Consider the following 14062-nt stretch of genomic DNA (forward strand, 5'->3'; position numbering starts at 1 on the left):
CGCCTAAATGGCGAGCAGAGGTCCCCATGGGCCGAAGAGAACGCAGATGACCACGACCCCGGACACCCACGCCGCCGCCACTGAGCGGGCGGTGAGCCCCATCGAAGACATCATCGAGGAAGCCCGCCAGGGCCGGCCCTACATCCTGGTGGACGCCGAGGACCGGGAGAATGAGGGGGATGTGATCATCCCGGCCCAGTTCGCCACCCCGGCCCAGATCAACTTCATGGCCCGGCACGCCCGGGGCCTGATCTGCCTGTCGATCACCGCCGAGCGGGCGCGGGCCCTGCGCCTGCCGCCGATGACCGCCGACAACGGTTCGGGTCACGGCACAGCCTTTACGGTGTCCATCGAGGCCCGCGAGGGGGTGACCACCGGCATCTCGGCTCACGACCGGGCCCACACCATCGCCGTGGCCGTGGACCCCACCAAGGGGCCTGACGACATCGTCTCGCCGGGTCACGTCTTCCCCCTGGTGGCCAAGCCTGGCGGCGTGCTGGTCCGCGCCGGCCACACCGAGGCGGCCGTCGACATTTCCCGCCTGGCGGGCCTCAACCCGGCCGGGGTGATCTGTGAGATCATGCGCGATGACGGGACCATGGCCCGCCTGCCCGACCTGATCGACTTCGCCCGCCTGCATGGACTGAAGATCGGGACAATCGCCGATCTTATCGCCTATCGCCGCCGCACCGAGCGGCAGGTGGAGCGGGTGCTGGAGACCCCGTTCGAGAGCGCCCATGGCGCGTTCCGCATGGTGATCTACCGCAACATTCTCGACCACACCGAGCATGTGGTGCTGACCAAGGGGCGGATCGCCGCCGAGCGGCCGACCCTGGTGCGGATGCACCGGGTGGACTTCGCCGCCGACCTGCTGGGCGCCATCGGCCCCCGCCGCGACCACGTTCCCCAGGCGCTGAAGGCCCTGGCCGAGCATGACGGCGCAGGCGTGGCGGTGTTCATCCGCGACTCCAACCCCGCCGGTCTGTCGGAGCGCTACGGACAGGACGGCGCGGCCGCCGCCCCGGCCAATATCCTGCGCGACTACGGGGTAGGCGCCCAGATCCTGCTGGACCTGGGCGTGCGCGACCTGATTCTGCTCAGCAACGCCGATACGGTTCTGCCGGGCTCAGCGGGCTACGGCCTGAAGATCGTCGGCCGCCAGCCCCTGGGTTAGGCCGTCGGCGCGGCCGGCGGCTCGCTATAGACCACCTGGGCGCCCTTGAAGGTGCGGGTCTCCGGCGGCGGCAGCCCATTGGCCTTGATCATCGCCATCAGCTCGTCCTTGCGGGCCTGCATCCGCTCGGCCAGCTCCACCAGGTCCACATCGGTGCGGCGGCACTGGGCGAACATGCCCTCGGACGGGCGCTCCTCCTCCTTGACGTGGTGCTCGATCTCTTCGGACAGCACCGAGACCTTGGCGTCATAGAAGGGATCATCGGGGTCGCCGGCCATCAGCTCGGCGATCAGCATCTTGGCGCCGTCGTGCTCCACATAGCCCTCGTCGAGGAGATCGTCTTCGATCTTGCCCCGGAAGGTGGGGTAGAAAATCTCTTCCTCGATCAGGCTGTGCACGGTGAGCTCGGTGCAGATCTTCTGCACGATCTTGGCCTTGCGGTCCTTGGCGGTGGCTTTTTCGAACTGTTCGAACAGGTCCTCCACCTCCCGGTGGTCGTCTTTCAGCAGTTTGATCGCGTCGATCCTGGCCATGGGTCTCTCCCGTTGTCTGGCGTCTTCGCCGTCAACGCGGCGATCGGGTTTTTGGATGCGCCGACGCGCGCGGCTTGCGCAGACGAATTGCCAAGCCCACCCCTTTTCCGCCAATCTGATCCCTGGCGCGGATTTTCACGCCGGAACACCCGACCTCACACCGACGGCCAGGCCGTCCGATATTCATTTCAAGCCGCCTCATTTTTCCGAGCTTCATCCCATGACCCAGATCCTCGTGCCGCGGCAGTTCCGCGGCCCCCCCGTCACCGCCAATGGCGGCTATATCTGCGGCCTGTTGACCAAGGCGGTCGGCGGCAAGGGCAGCGCCATGCTGCGGGCCGGCGTGCCCCTGGATACCGCCGTGGAGCTGGTCACGGCTGAGGACGGCGCGGTTTCGGCCATTGGCGCCGAGGGCCAGGTGCTGGGCGTGGCGCGGCCGGGCGGCGAAGACCAGATCCCCACCCCGCCGCCCTCCCCCGGGATCGAGGTCGCCCGGGCTGCGGCGGCCGCCTCCCCCTTCGCCACCCGCTCCCTGCACCGGGGCTGCTTCTCCTGCTGCATCGAGCGCGAGCAGGGCGAGGGCCTCGGCGTCCATGTGGGTCAGGTCCCCGGCGCCGAGCCTGGCGTCTGCGCGGGCCTCTGGGTTCCCCACGCCAATTTCGCCGACCCCGACGGGACCATGCCTGACGAGATCACCTGGGGCGCCCTGGACTGCTCGGGCTCCATGGCCTGGTGGATCAAGACCGACTCGCCGGTGGGCCTGCTGGGCACCATGGCCGGCGAGGTGCTGAAGGCGCCCAAGGCCGGCGAGACCTATGTGGTGGTCGCCTGGGCCCGGGAATCCGAGGGCCGCAAGTTCTTCGCCGGCGTCGCCCTCTATGACGCGGCCGGCGAGGTCGTCGCCAGGAGCGGCCAGATCTGGATCGGCCGCCCGGCCGGCGCCCCGGCGCCCGCCCCGTTGGCCCCTGCGGCCAGCGCCTAGGACGGGTCTTCCAGGACTTTCCCGGCGCACGACCTTCACGCTGTCGGGAAAGGCCCAGGGCGGGCATTTCCTTTCCCGCGGAACGGGCCTATACGGAATATTGACAACCGCCCGGCCGAAAGGCCGGGCGCCGTCGTTTCTGGAGTACGGCCATGACCGACATTCTGATGCCCAAGGCGACCGCCGTCTGGCTGGTCGACAACACCTCGCTGACCTTCGACCAGATCGCCGACTTCTGCGGCCTGCACCCCCTTGAGGTGCGCGGCATCGCCGACGGCGAAGTGGCGCGCGACATCCGCGGCGCTGACCCGATCGGCAACGGCCAGCTGACCCGCGAAGAGCTGGACGCGGCCCAGGCCAATTCCGCCTATCGGATGAAGGCCCAGAAGAGCCGCCACGCCGAGCTGCTCAAGCCGACCAAGAAGGCGCCGCGCTATACGCCGGTGTCCCGCCGTCAGGACCGCCCCGACGCCATCGCCTGGTTCCTGCGCAACCACCCCGAAGTGCCGGATGCGCAGATCGCCCGCCTGCTGGGCACCACCAAGGCGACCATCGACCAGATCCGCAACCGCACTCACTGGAACTCGGCCAATATCAAGCCGGTGGACCCGGTGACGCTCGGCCTGTCGACCCAGATGGAGCTGGACGCCGTGGTGCGCAAAGCCGCCGACAAGAAGGCCAAGGACGACGCCAAGGCCGGGATCACCGATCCCGATGGCCCCTCCCTGCGTCCGGCCTCTGAGACCGGCGCGGTCGAGGACGCCCCGCTGGCGACCGAGGAAGACTGAAGCCAGGTCTTGGCCAGGCGCTGAAATGCAAGAGGCCCGCGCCATGCGCGGGCCTCTTTTCGTTCTAAAGGGTCAGTGGGCCTTGCGCTGCAAGGTCTCCATCTCTTCCTTCAGCTTGAGCTTTCGTCGCTTGAGTTCCTGAAGGCGGAGGTCGTCTCCCGCGGGGCTTCGCACTTCGTCCTGGATCGCCTTGTCCAGGGTTTGATGACGAGATCCAAGCTCACGGATGCGGGCTTCAACGGCCATAGGTACGCCTCCTTCAAGGTTTTTCGACACGACACCTGATCACCCCTTCGCCGGGGTGTCAGATCAAATATGATTGCGCAGGGTTGAGTTCGCATTAGGGCCGGTTTTTTCGGCGCGGGGTGAGACGGTATGTCGCGAGAAGGTCCAGCCGGCGCCAATCAGGGGCGCCCGCGCCTGGTGGTGGGAATCGCCGGGGCCAGCGGCGTGGCCTATGGCCTGCGCGCCCTGGCCGCCTGCCAGGACCTCGGGGTGGAGAGCCACCTGGTGATGAGCCGGGCCGCGGCTCTGACGCTCGCCCAGGAAACCGAACTGTCGCTGGCCGAAGTCCAGGCCATGGCCGATGTGGCCTATCGTCCCGGCGATGTGGGGGCGGCGATCGCCTCCGGCTCCTTCCCGACGCTCGGCATGCTGATCGCGCCGTGTTCGGTGCGGACCATGAGCGAGGTGGCCACCGGCGTGACCTCCTCCCTGATGACCCGGGCCGCCGACGTCACCCTGAAAGAGCGCCGGCCCCTGGTGCTGATGGTCCGCGAGACCCCTCTGCACCTGGGGCATCTGCGCACCATGGTGAAGCTGGCCGAGATGGGGGCGGTGATCGCCCCGCCCCTGCCGGCCTTCTACACCAAGCCTCTGAGCCTTGAGGAAATGGTCGACCAGTCGGTGGGCCGGACGCTGGACCTGTTTGGCCTGTCCTGGTCGAAGGTCAAGCGGTGGGGCCAGGATATGGCCATGCCGCCGGCCGCGGACGACTGAACCCATGGACCTCTGGTCCTGGGCCGTGTCCGCCTATGGGCGGGAGGGCGTCGCGCAGGCGGCCCTGGCCCTGCAGGATGATTATGGCCAGTGCGTCCCCCTGCTGCTGTGGGCCGCTTTCGCCCGCCCCGCCGAACCTGAGATGATCGCCCGCGCCGTCAGCCTGGCCCAGGCCTGGGAGGCCGCGGTCATCCTGCCCCTGCGCGCGGCCCGGCGGGGCCTGAAGGCCGAGCTGGCCGGGGTCGAGGCCCCGGCGCGGGAAGCCCTGCGGTCCAGGGTCAAGGCCGCCGAACTGGAGTCCGAACGCCTACTGCTGTCGGCCCTGGCCGATCTGGGCGAACCCGGCGAATCGCCCCTTGGGACCGCCCTGGCCGCCGTGGCCGCCGCCTGGGGCGGGACGGCGGACCCGGTGGCCCTCGACAGACTGTCGCGCGCCCTAAGCGGGCCTTTACCCGATCCTGGCAAAACGGGATGATGCAGAGGCGCGGACACAAGGCCATGGCGGGGGCGGCATGAACGATCTGGGGCCTGATCCCGAGGCGCAGCTGCGCGAGCGCCTGGCCGCCGCCCGGCAGGAGCACGCCGATCTGGACGTGGCGGTTCAGGCGATCAGCGCCATGCCCACCCCGAGCCTGGGGGTCCTGGGGCGCTTCAAGCGCCGCAAGCTCGTCCTCAAGGACGAGATCGCCGCCCTGGAAGACCAGCTGACCCCCGACATCATCGCCTGAAAGGCGCGCGGCGGCGGTGGCGGCGGGTCCTAGTCGATGACCTTGAACCGGCCCTTGTCGAAGAATCTGAGCACCTGCTCGAGCTCATGGCCCCGGCGCAGGATCATGCCCCCCTGGCCGATCACCGCCCAGGCGCCCTGGCGCCTGGCCAGGGCCGGGCGCTTCTCGATCCGGTAAAGGGGCGCCTCGGCCGCCCGTCGGAAGACGGAAAAGGCGCAGGCCTCAGGCCCTGGCTCGATGGAATAGTCCCGCCACTCCCCGGCCGCCACCATGCGACCATAGAGGTTCAGCAGCCGCTGGAATTCCTGACGCTGAAAGAACACAGGGCCGGCCCTGCGGGCGCCGGAGGGGGGATCGTTGGCGGACGGATCAGTAGCCATTGCGGCTGAGCCTGACTCAATATCGCGCCGAAATCGAGCCGGCATCTTGCGACTCCTGGCGCGGCGCACGCCGTGAAAAGACCTTATTTCGGTCCCGACCCCGCCTGTTTAGGCCCCGATAAATGCAGTGTCGGTTGATCGGGACGCCTCGCGGTTCCGGACCCTGAACAGCCCCCCCAGCCCCCCTGGGACCCGGGTTCCTGATCAGCCGGCGTCTACCCTTCCCCTGAAGAAGGCTCGTGCGGAGCAGCCCCCCTCCCCCGCACGGGCCTTTTTCTTTGCCCGAACGCCGACCGCCCGGATCAGCGCGCCGCGGTCTGGGCGCTCTGGGGCTTGGCCGGCGCCGCCGCCTGCGGCTTGGCCGCCAGGATCCGCCCGCCCTCAGGGGCCTGGACGATCAAGAGGGTCTGCAGCCCATCCTCCTTGGCCTCCGGCGCCGCATAGGCGGTGGGCCGGCCGCGCCAGCGGCCCAGGCGGACGATTTCGCGAACCACATTGCGCTGCTCCAGGGTCTGGCCCCGGTTCTCACCCCTGCGCACCACCACTTCCTGCGGTTTGGGATCATAGCGAACAAGCCAGACCTCCGCGCCGCCCCGCGGGACCGGGCCTGAGCCCACATCCACTCGCCGGGGGCCTATGAACTGGATGTCCGGCGCCGGGCGCTGGGCGCGGACGGCGGCCTCCAGCAAGGCCTCGACCTTGTCGGGCTCCACCGCCGAGGCCTCGCTCGCCCCATCGATCACCAGCTGCGGCGTATAGGGTTCGCGCAGGGAAAGCGGCGTCAGATAGGCCTTCTGCCGCTCGGCGAACTCCGGCAGGGCGAAGGTGTCCTCCCAGCCCAGATAATCCCAATAATCGACGGCGAAGGTGAGCGCGACCACGCCTGGCCTGTCGGCCAGCTCATTGACGAAGGCGTTGGCCTGGGCGCAGGCCGCGCAGCCCTGGGCGGTATAGAACTCCACCACCACCGGCGGCTTGGCCGCGGCGGCGACGGCGGGAACCGCCAGGAGACAAAGGCTTGCGAGCAGGGCTCTGATCATGGGCGGGCAATAAAGCCGAGTTGCTGCGCCAGCGCGTTTCAACAAGGTGTGAGCGGGAGCCGACATGGGGTTCGACGTCTCTGAAATAGCAGTCCCTCATAAAACGGCGAAGGGGGCCGCAGTGACCCGCGACCCCCCCAGGCTTCAGCCGTGTTGCGCGCTTCAGGCGTCTTGCGAGGCCAGATTGCGCAGCACGTAGTTCAGGACGCCGCCGTTCTTGAAATACTCAAGCTCGGTGGGGGTGTCGATCCGGCAGCGGACCGGGAAGCGGGCCACGCGGCCGTCGCCGGCGCGGTAGAGCTCGACGGTCAGCTGCTTGCGGGGCGACAGGTCCTGCAGGCCGCGGATCGAGACGATCTCCTCGCCGGTCAGGCCGAGCTTCTGCCAGCCTTCCTGGGTGAACTGCAGGGGCAGAACGCCCATGCCCACCAGGTTGGACCGGTGAATCCGCTCGAAGCTCTCGGCGATCACCGCGCGCACGCCCAGGAGCTTGGTGCCCTTGGCCGCCCAGTCGCGGGAGGAGCCGGTGCCGTATTCCTTGCCGGCGAAGACCACCAGCGGACGGCCCTCGGCCTGGTAGCGCATGGCCGCGTCATAGATCGACATCACGTCCCCGGTGGGGAAGTGCTTGGTCACGCCGCCTTCGATCTCCGGGGTCAGCTTGTTGCGGATCCGGATGTTGGCGAAGGTGCCGCGCATCATGACCTCATGGTTCCCGCGGCGGGCGCCGTAGGAGTTGAAGTCGGTCCGCGGCACCTGACGTTCACGCAGGTATTCGCCGGCCGGCGAGGTCAGCTTGATGGAGCCGGCGGGGCTGATGTGGTCGGTGGTGATCGAGTCGCCGAACACGCCGAGGACGCGGGCCTCGATGATGTCGGTGATCGCCTCGGGCTCCATGCTCATGCCCTCGAAATAGGGCGGGTTCTGAACATAGGTGGAGCTGACGTCCCAGGCGTAGGTCTGGCCGCCGGCCACCTTGATGCCCTGCCAGGCCTTGTCGCCCTTGAAGACGTCGGCGTAGCGGGTGGCGAACATCTTGTCCGTCACGTGCTTGCGCTGCAGCGTGGCGATCTCTTCGTTGGTCGGCCAGATGTCCTTCAGATAGACAGGCTGGCCGTCCTTGCCTTCGCCGAGCGGCTCGGTGGTCAGGTCGATCTGCATCGAACCGGCCAGCGCATAGGCGACCACGAGCGGCGGCGAGGCCAGATAGTTGGCCCGCACGTCGGGGTTCACCCGGCCTTCGAAGTTACGGTTGCCCGACAGGACCGAGCAGGCCACCAGGTCGCCCTGCTGGACGGCCTCGGAGATGGCTTCCGGCAGCGGGCCGGAATTGCCGATGCAGGTGGTGCAGCCATAGCCCACCAGGTTGAAGCCGAGCGCGTCGAGCGACTTGGTCAGGCCCGCGCTCTTCAGATAGTCGGTGACCACCTGCGAGCCCGGGGCCAGCGAGGTCTTCACCCACGGCTTGACCTTCAGGCCCTTCTCGACGGCCTTCTTGGCCACCAGGCCCGCGGCGATCAGCACGCTGGGGTTGGAGGTGTTGGTGCAGGACGTGATGGCGGCGATGACCACGTCGCCATGGCCCACATCGAACTTCTCGCCGGCCACGGGGACCCGCTGGGAAATCGAATCCGCCTTGCCGAAGTCCTTGGCCAGCGCGTCCTTGAACTCGGTCGCCGCGGTGGTCAGCAACACCCGGTCCTGGGGTCGCTTGGGGCCGGCCAGGGACGGGACGACGCTGGAGAGGTCGAGCTCGAGGGTGTCGGTGAACACCGGATCGGGCTCGTCGCCCTCGCGCCACATGCCCTGGACCTTGGCATAGGCTTCCACCAGGGCGACGCGGTCGGCGTCGCGGCCGGTGGCGGCCAGATAGTCGATGGTCGCCCGGGTGATCGGGAAGAAGCCGCAGGTGGCGCCGTATTCCGGGGCCATGTTGGCGATGGTGGCCTGGTCTTCCAGGGTCATCTTGGCCAGGCCCGGGCCGTAGAATTCGACGAACTTGCCGACGACGCCCTTCTTGCGGAGCATCTGGGTGACGGTCAGCACCAGGTCGGTGGCCGTCGCGCCCTCCGGCATGGCGCCGGTCAGCTTGAAGCCGATGACCTCGGGGATCAGCATGGGGATCGGCTGGCCGAGCATGGCGGCCTCGGCCTCGATGCCGCCGACGCCCCAGCCCAGGACCGACAGGCCGTTGATCATGGTGGTGTGGGAGTCGGTGCCGACCACGGTGTCGGGATAGGCCAGCGTCGCGCCGTCCACATCGTTGGTCCAGACGGTCTGGGCCAGATATTCCAGGTTCACCTGGTGGCAGATGCCGGTGCCGGGGGGCACCACGCGGAAGTTGTTGAAGGCCGAAGAGCCCCAGCGAAGGAAGCGGTAGCGCTCGATATTGCGCTCATATTCCCGCTCGACATTCTCGCCGAAGGCCTTGGCGTTGCCGAAATAGTCCACCATCACCGAGTGGTCGATGACCAGGTCGACGGGGTTTAGCGGATTGATCTTTTCCGGATTGGCGCCGAGCTTGGTCATGGCGTCGCGCATGGCGGCCAGGTCGACCACGGCGGGCACGCCGGTGAAGTCCTGCATCAGGACCCGGGCCGGGCGGAAGCTGATCTCGTGCTCCTTGGCGCCCTTGTTGTCGAGCCAGGCGGCGACGGCCTTCAGGTCGTCCTCGCCCACCGACACCCCGTCCTCGTTGCGCAGCAGGTTCTCCAGCAGAACCTTCATCGAAACGGGCAGGTTGGAAATTCCGCTCAGGCCGGCGCCTTCCGCAGCGGCCAGGCTGTAGTAGACGTAAGTCTTGTCGCCCACCGTCAATTCGCGGCGGGTCTTCAGGGTGTCGATAGACGCCATCCTAAAGGATCCTCTCTCTGTTCACGGCCGTTCATCAACCGCCCCCGGGATCGCGCGCTCAAAGGGAAGGACACACAGCGTCCGACCCCGCGCCGCGTACGCCCCCTCGGGTGGCGACGGCCGCGGCTGTCATAGACCCGGCCGCGAGACTCGTCCATGCGAGGCGTGAGGACATTTTGGGTCCTGATCTCGTGTTTTTGGCGGCCCGCCCGTGATCCCAGAGGTTTCAATCCAGTCCCTGGCCCTCTCCCGCGGGGGACGACAGTTGTTTTCGCGACTTATTCTCAAGTTGGGGGCCGGGGAGGCCGTGGCCCTGACCGGCCGCAACGGGGCGGGAAAGACCAGTCTTTTGAGGGCCATAGCCGGCCTGATCGCGCCCGATGAGGGGGTCATCGCCTTTGGCGGCGTCGAGCCGGCCGAAGCGCGGGAAGCCATGCATCTGCTCGGTCATCTGGACGGGCTGAAGTCTTCGCGCACCGCCCGCGACGAACTGTCCTTCTGGACCGGTTTCGCCGGTGGCGCGGCCGATGCGCCGGAAGCCGCCGCCGCGCGGCTCGATCTGCTGCCCCTGCTGGATCTCGAGGTGCGCCGGCTCTCGGCGGGTCAAAGGCGGCGCCTGGCGTTGGCCCGCCTGCTGGCCGCGCCGCGGCCGCTCTGGCTGCTGGACGAACCACTCAGCCCCCTGGACTCCGAGTGGCGCGGCCGGTTCGGGCAGATCATGGGCGAGCATCTTTCCTCAGGCGGCATGATCCTGGCGGCGGTGCACGACCCCCTGCCGCTGGCCGCCCGCACGGTGGAGATCGGTCGATGAGCCGGGTGAGGGCGCTGCTGGCCCGGGAGACGGCGCTGGCCTGGGGCAAGGGCGGCGGGCCGATGGTGGCGGTCGGCTTCTATGCCGGGGTGGCCACACTCCTGCCGCTGGCGGTGGGGTCGGAGCCCGAGCGGCTGGCGGCCATCGCGCCCGGCGCAGCCTGGGTGGCCCTGGCGCTGGCGGCCCTGCTCTCCCTCGATCGCCTGTTCGAGCGGGACTATGAGGATGGATCCCTGGACCTGCTCACCCTCTCGCCCGTCCCGCTGGAAATCATCTGCGCGGTCAAGTGCCTGGCCCAGTGGCTGGCCACCGGGCTGCCTTTGGCGCTGGCGGCGCCTGTGGCGGCCATTGCGCTGGGCGCCTCCCCCCAGCTCAGCGGCCTGGTGATCGCCTGCGCCCTGCTGGGCGGCCTGGCCTTTTCCTTCATGGGCGGGATCGGCGCGGCGCTCAGCCTGGGCGCCCGGCGCGGCGGCCTGCTGACCGCCGTGATCGTCCTGCCGCTGTTCGTGCCGCCGGTGATCTTCGGCGGCGGGGCCTTGGCGAGCCTCGATTCAGGCCTGCCCTGGAAGGCCGGGTTCGCCCTGCTGGGCGCCTATACGGCTGCGGCCGTGGCCCTGGGACCGCTGGCCATGGCCGCGGCCTGCCGCAACGCCCTGTCTTGAGGCGCGGAGCCTGAGGCGAAAAAGAAACTGCGACGGAACGGGGGTCGGCCGACGTGGAAGTCTTCAGAGGGGCGCAACTGGAGACCACAGATGAAGACGATCAAGACCCTGGCCCTGAGCGGCGCCCTGGCGAGCCTGACCTTCGCCACCGCCAGCTTCGCCCAGCAGCCGCCGGCCCCCGGCCAGGGGCCGCGTCCGGGCATGGAGGCCCGCGAGCGCCCGAGCCCTGGACAGATGCGCAGCCACATGGCCGAGCGCCTGCGCACCACCCTGCAGCTCACCAGCCAGCAGGAGGCTGCGCTCAACACCTATGTCGGCGCCATCACCCCCAAGGCCGGCGAACGACGCGACCGCGGGGACCGCCAGGCCATGCGCGACATGACCACGCCGCAGCGCCTGGACGCCATGGCCGCCCATATGGCGGAGCGCCAGCAGGCCTTCGCCGTCCGGGCTGAGGCCACCAAGCGCTTCTACGCCCAGCTGACCCCGTCCCAGCAGAAGGCCTTCGACGCCCTGCGCCCGGCCGGCCGCGGCATGGGCGGCGGCAAGGGCGGCCCCATGGGCCATGGCGGCATGGGCCACGGCCCCCGTTAAGCGTCCGAAATGTGAGGGACACGAAGGACACGAAGCCAGCCAAGAACACGAAGATGCCTGCGGCGTGGTCTTCGTGTTCTTCGCGCCCCTTTGTGTCCTTTGTGTCGCCCCTTGATGTCGCCTGCGGCGGACGAGACCTCGCCGCACTCAGGCGCTGACCCCCCGCGACCGAGCGGCGCCTTGCAGGGCTGGGGCGCAAAGGGCTAATTGCGCGGCCATGATCCCCGCCCCGGCCTTCCTGTCCAATCCCGAACGGTTCATGGCCTTTTCCCGCTGGGCCGCGCCCATGTTCGGCGCCATCGCCGTGGTCCTGGCGCTGGCCGGCCTGTGGCTCGGCTTCGCCGCGCCCGAGGACTACCAGCAGGGCGATACGGTGCGGATCATGTTCATCCATGTGCCCGCGGCCTGGATGAGCATGTTCGTCTATGCCTGCTTAGGGATCGCCAGCTTCCTGTCGCTCGTTTTCCGCCACGCCCTGGCCGACGCCGCGGCCCAGGCGGCCGCCCCGCTCGGCGCGGCCTTCACCGCGCTGGCCCTGATCACCGGCTCCCTGTGGGGCCGGCCCATGTGGGGCGCCTGGTGGGTATGGGACGCGCGGATGACCTCGGTGCTGGTGCTGTTTCTGTTCTACGTCGCCTATATGGCGCTCCGCGCCGCCCTGGATGACGAGGCTAAGGCCGCCCGGGCCGGCGCAATCCTGGCGCTTGTCGGCGTCTTCAACCTGCCCATCGTCAAGTTCTCGGTGGACTGGTGGAACAGCCTGCACCAGGGCGCCTCGGTGTTCCGCGCCGATGGCCCCACCGTGGCCGACGTCTTCCTCTATCCCCTGCTGCTGATGGCGCTGGCCTATATGTCGGCCTTCGGGTCGCTGTGGCTGGTGCGGATTCGCGGCGAGGTGTGGCGCCGCCGGGCCGAGGCCCTGGCGCTCCGCGCAGCGAGGGCCTGAGGATGTTCGGCATGCTTGATCTCGACGCCAGCCCCTATGGCGCCTTTGTGTGGCCGGCCTTCGCCATCACAGCCCTGGTCTTCGCCGGCATGATCGCCGGCGCGCTCGCCCACGCCCGCCACTGGCGGGCCCGCACCGAGACCCTGCGCAAGACCGCCGAGGCCGCTGAAGCCGCCCGTCGCGCCGCGCCTGTCCAGGATACCGCCCCATGAGCCGCTGGCTGGCGCTCATCCCTCTGGTGGTGCTCATCGCGCTCGGCCTGCTGTTTGGCCTCTATTCCCTGAACCGCGACCCCCAGGTCCAGCCCCAGGCCATGGTCGGCAAACCGGTCCCGGCGCTCAGCCTGCCCAATCTGGAGGACGGCCGCCCCGTGGCCCTGGCCCAGGCGCTGAACGGTCAGCCGGCCCTGGTCAACTTCTTCGCCTCCTGGTGCCCGCCCTGCGAGGTGGAGCATCCAGTGCTGGTGGGCCTGGCCGCCCAGGGCGTGCCGATCATCGGCGTGGCCTATAAGGACGCCCCGCCCAACACCGAGGCCTTCCTCGCCCGCCTCGGCGACCCCTTCACCATCCACCTGGTGGACCGCGACGGCCGCGCCGGCGTGGAGTTCGGCGTCACCGGCGTGCCGGAAACCTACCTCGTCGGCGCCGACGGGACGATCCTCGCCAAGCATGCCGGCCCGCTGAGCGCGGAGGATGCGGCGGCGTTGTGGGGACAGCGGGAGTAGATCGCCTCTCCCGCCTCCTCCGCCTCCCCACTTTCCTCCGTCACCCTCGGGCTTGACCCGAGGGTCCATGAACACCTGGGTCGATCGGTGTTCATGGATGGTCGGGTCAAGCCCGACCATGACGCCGTTGGGATTGGGCGCTCACAGCCGATTGGCGAACCGAACTCTTGAAGTCAGGTTGACCTTACATCGCCTCCGTGTCAGGTTGACCTGACACCCACGGAGGCCCTCACCCATGTCCGCCACCCCTGCCGACCGACGCTATATCCTGCGCACCACCGCCTTCATGGGCGGCTATGTGGCGGTCAATCTGGCCGCCATCACCGGGGCCTTTGACGATATCGGGGCCGTGGCCGCCTGGGTCCTGGCACTGGCTGTGGCGGCGCCCGTGGCGGGGCAGATCTGGGCGGTGCTGGCCTGGATGAAGGCCAGCGACGAGTTCGTCCGGGGCCTGGCGGCCAAGCGGTTCATCATTGCGGCCGGCGCGGCCATCGCGGTCTTTTCGGCCTGGGGCTTTTCGGAGTCCTATGCCGGCGCCCCGCACGCCCCGGGCTGGCTGATCTATCCCCTGTTCTGGGCGGCCTATGGCCTGGTCAGCCCGCTCGTGCGGACCAGCCGGATTTGAGCGGGCGGCTGCGCGAGCTGCGCCAGCAGCAGGGCTGGACGCAAGCTGAGCTGGGCCAGCGGCTCGGGGTCTCCCGCCAGGCGGTCAACGCCCTGGAGAGCGGCAAGCACGACCCCTCCCTCGATCTCGCCTTCCGCATCGCCGCCCTGTTCGACCAAGCGGTGGAGGCGGTGTTCGAAAACCCCCATCGGCGGTGAGGGGGAGGCCCTCCCCGGCCAAACCT

The 14062-nt window shown here is 69.0% G+C and carries 19 protein-coding genes; 14 read left to right on the plus strand and 5 right to left on the minus strand.

The genetic code is table 11. The features are described 5' to 3' along the window. Nucleotides 1-46: 46 nt before the first annotated feature. Nucleotides 47-1174 carry a 3,4-dihydroxy-2-butanone-4-phosphate synthase gene (ribB, locus tag Q8N19_RS13615; protein WP_305591523.1) on the plus strand — a complete coding sequence of 376 codons (1128 nt, stop codon included), beginning with the start codon at nucleotides 47-49 and terminating at the stop codon, nucleotides 1172-1174. Here ribB and Q8N19_RS13620 read toward each other — a convergent pair. After that, nucleotides 1171-1707: a hemerythrin domain-containing protein gene (locus Q8N19_RS13620; protein WP_305591525.1), complete on the minus strand. Its 537-nt coding sequence runs from the start codon at nucleotides 1705-1707 to the stop codon at nucleotides 1171-1173. The two genes, ribB and Q8N19_RS13620, sit on opposite strands and share 4 nt — an antisense overlap. Before the next feature lie 220 nt (nucleotides 1708-1927). On the opposite strand from Q8N19_RS13620, the gene Q8N19_RS13625 reads away from it, so the two are divergent. Both Q8N19_RS13625 and Q8N19_RS13630 read left to right on the plus strand, forming a co-directional pair. Continuing rightward, on the plus strand, nucleotides 1928-2689 hold the full coding sequence (locus Q8N19_RS13625) for a hypothetical protein (protein WP_305591527.1): 762 nt from the start codon (nucleotides 1928-1930) through the stop codon (nucleotides 2687-2689). A gap of 152 nt (nucleotides 2690-2841) precedes the next feature. After that, on the plus strand, nucleotides 2842-3477 hold the full coding sequence (locus Q8N19_RS13630) for a DUF1013 domain-containing protein (protein WP_305591529.1): 636 nt from the start codon (nucleotides 2842-2844) through the stop codon (nucleotides 3475-3477). Between the two features lie 72 nt (nucleotides 3478-3549). On the opposite strand, the gene Q8N19_RS13635 is transcribed toward Q8N19_RS13630, so the two are convergent. Next, nucleotides 3550-3723 (minus strand): YdcH family protein, encoded by a 174-nt coding sequence (locus Q8N19_RS13635; protein WP_305591531.1) that lies wholly within the window; start codon nucleotides 3721-3723, stop codon nucleotides 3550-3552. Nucleotides 3724-3852: 129 nt separating this feature from the next. Here Q8N19_RS13635 and Q8N19_RS13640 point away from each other — a divergent pair, with 129 nt between their 5' ends. Genes Q8N19_RS13640 through Q8N19_RS13650 form a run of 3 tightly spaced genes read left to right on the plus strand, consistent with a single transcriptional unit; the run spans nucleotide 3853 to nucleotide 5204 of the window. Beyond that, entirely contained in the window at nucleotides 3853-4476 is a 624-nt protein-coding gene (locus Q8N19_RS13640) for a UbiX family flavin prenyltransferase (protein ID WP_305591533.1), read from the plus strand. Between the two features lie 4 nt (nucleotides 4477-4480). Further along, nucleotides 4481-4951, plus strand: a complete 471-nt coding sequence (locus Q8N19_RS13645; RefSeq protein WP_305591535.1) for a TIGR02444 family protein — start codon at nucleotides 4481-4483, stop codon at nucleotides 4949-4951. A gap of 37 nt (nucleotides 4952-4988) precedes the next feature. Continuing rightward, nucleotides 4989-5204: a YdcH family protein gene (locus tag Q8N19_RS13650; RefSeq protein ID WP_305591537.1), complete on the plus strand. Its 216-nt coding sequence runs from the start codon at nucleotides 4989-4991 to the stop codon at nucleotides 5202-5204. Nucleotides 5205-5233: 29 nt separating this feature from the next. Here Q8N19_RS13650 and Q8N19_RS13655 read toward each other — a convergent pair whose 3' ends face one another. The 3 genes from Q8N19_RS13655 to acnA form a co-directional block, all read right to left on the minus strand. Further along, nucleotides 5234-5584 (minus strand): DUF2794 domain-containing protein, encoded by a 351-nt coding sequence (locus Q8N19_RS13655; RefSeq protein ID WP_305591539.1) that lies wholly within the window; start codon nucleotides 5582-5584, stop codon nucleotides 5234-5236. A gap of 302 nt (nucleotides 5585-5886) precedes the next feature. After that, nucleotides 5887-6624, minus strand: coding sequence for a DUF1223 domain-containing protein (locus Q8N19_RS13660; protein WP_305591541.1), 738 nt, complete (start codon nucleotides 6622-6624; stop codon nucleotides 5887-5889). A gap of 162 nt (nucleotides 6625-6786) precedes the next feature. Then, nucleotides 6787-9477: an aconitate hydratase AcnA gene (gene acnA / locus Q8N19_RS13665; protein ID WP_305591542.1), complete on the minus strand. Its 2691-nt coding sequence runs from the start codon at nucleotides 9475-9477 to the stop codon at nucleotides 6787-6789. 211 nt (nucleotides 9478-9688) lie between these two features. Between acnA and ccmA the strand changes: the two genes are divergently transcribed. The 8 genes from ccmA to Q8N19_RS13705 all read left to right on the plus strand — a co-directional run bounded on the left by ccmA (nucleotide 9689) and on the right by Q8N19_RS13705 (nucleotide 14036). After that, nucleotides 9689-10288, plus strand: a complete 600-nt coding sequence (gene ccmA, locus Q8N19_RS13670) for a heme ABC exporter ATP-binding protein CcmA (protein WP_305591543.1) — start codon at nucleotides 9689-9691, stop codon at nucleotides 10286-10288. After that, on the plus strand, nucleotides 10285-10950 hold the full coding sequence (gene ccmB / locus Q8N19_RS13675; protein WP_305591544.1) for a heme exporter protein CcmB: 666 nt from the start codon (nucleotides 10285-10287) through the stop codon (nucleotides 10948-10950). Before ccmA ends, ccmB begins: the two co-directional genes overlap by 4 nt. 90 nt (nucleotides 10951-11040) lie before the next feature. Further along, the gene (locus tag Q8N19_RS13680) at nucleotides 11041-11544 is read left to right on the plus strand and encodes a Spy/CpxP family protein refolding chaperone (RefSeq protein WP_305591546.1); all 504 of its coding nucleotides are present in this window, start codon (nucleotides 11041-11043) and stop codon (nucleotides 11542-11544) included. A gap of 217 nt (nucleotides 11545-11761) precedes the next feature. Then, nucleotides 11762-12490 carry a heme ABC transporter permease CcmC gene (ccmC, locus tag Q8N19_RS13685; protein ID WP_305591548.1) on the plus strand — a complete coding sequence of 243 codons (729 nt, stop codon included), beginning with the start codon at nucleotides 11762-11764 and terminating at the stop codon, nucleotides 12488-12490. A gap of 11 nt (nucleotides 12491-12501) precedes the next feature. Beyond that, entirely contained in the window at nucleotides 12502-12702 is a 201-nt protein-coding gene (ccmD, locus tag Q8N19_RS13690) for a heme exporter protein CcmD (RefSeq protein WP_305591550.1), read from the plus strand. Continuing rightward, nucleotides 12699-13214 carry a DsbE family thiol:disulfide interchange protein gene (locus Q8N19_RS13695; RefSeq protein ID WP_305591552.1) on the plus strand — a complete coding sequence of 172 codons (516 nt, stop codon included), beginning with the start codon at nucleotides 12699-12701 and terminating at the stop codon, nucleotides 13212-13214. The genes ccmD and Q8N19_RS13695 overlap by 4 nt, the downstream gene beginning before the upstream one ends. Nucleotides 13215-13449: 235 nt before the next feature. Then, nucleotides 13450-13839, plus strand: a complete 390-nt coding sequence (locus Q8N19_RS13700) for a hypothetical protein (protein ID WP_305591554.1) — start codon at nucleotides 13450-13452, stop codon at nucleotides 13837-13839. Then, entirely contained in the window at nucleotides 13836-14036 is a 201-nt protein-coding gene (locus tag Q8N19_RS13705; RefSeq protein WP_305591556.1) for a helix-turn-helix transcriptional regulator, read from the plus strand. Before Q8N19_RS13700 ends, Q8N19_RS13705 begins: the two co-directional genes overlap by 4 nt. The last annotated feature ends 26 nt before the right edge of the window (nucleotides 14037-14062 follow it).

It is taken from the genome of Phenylobacterium sp. (assembly GCF_030693405.1).
Taxonomy (GTDB): Bacteria; Pseudomonadota; Alphaproteobacteria; order Caulobacterales; family Caulobacteraceae; genus Phenylobacterium.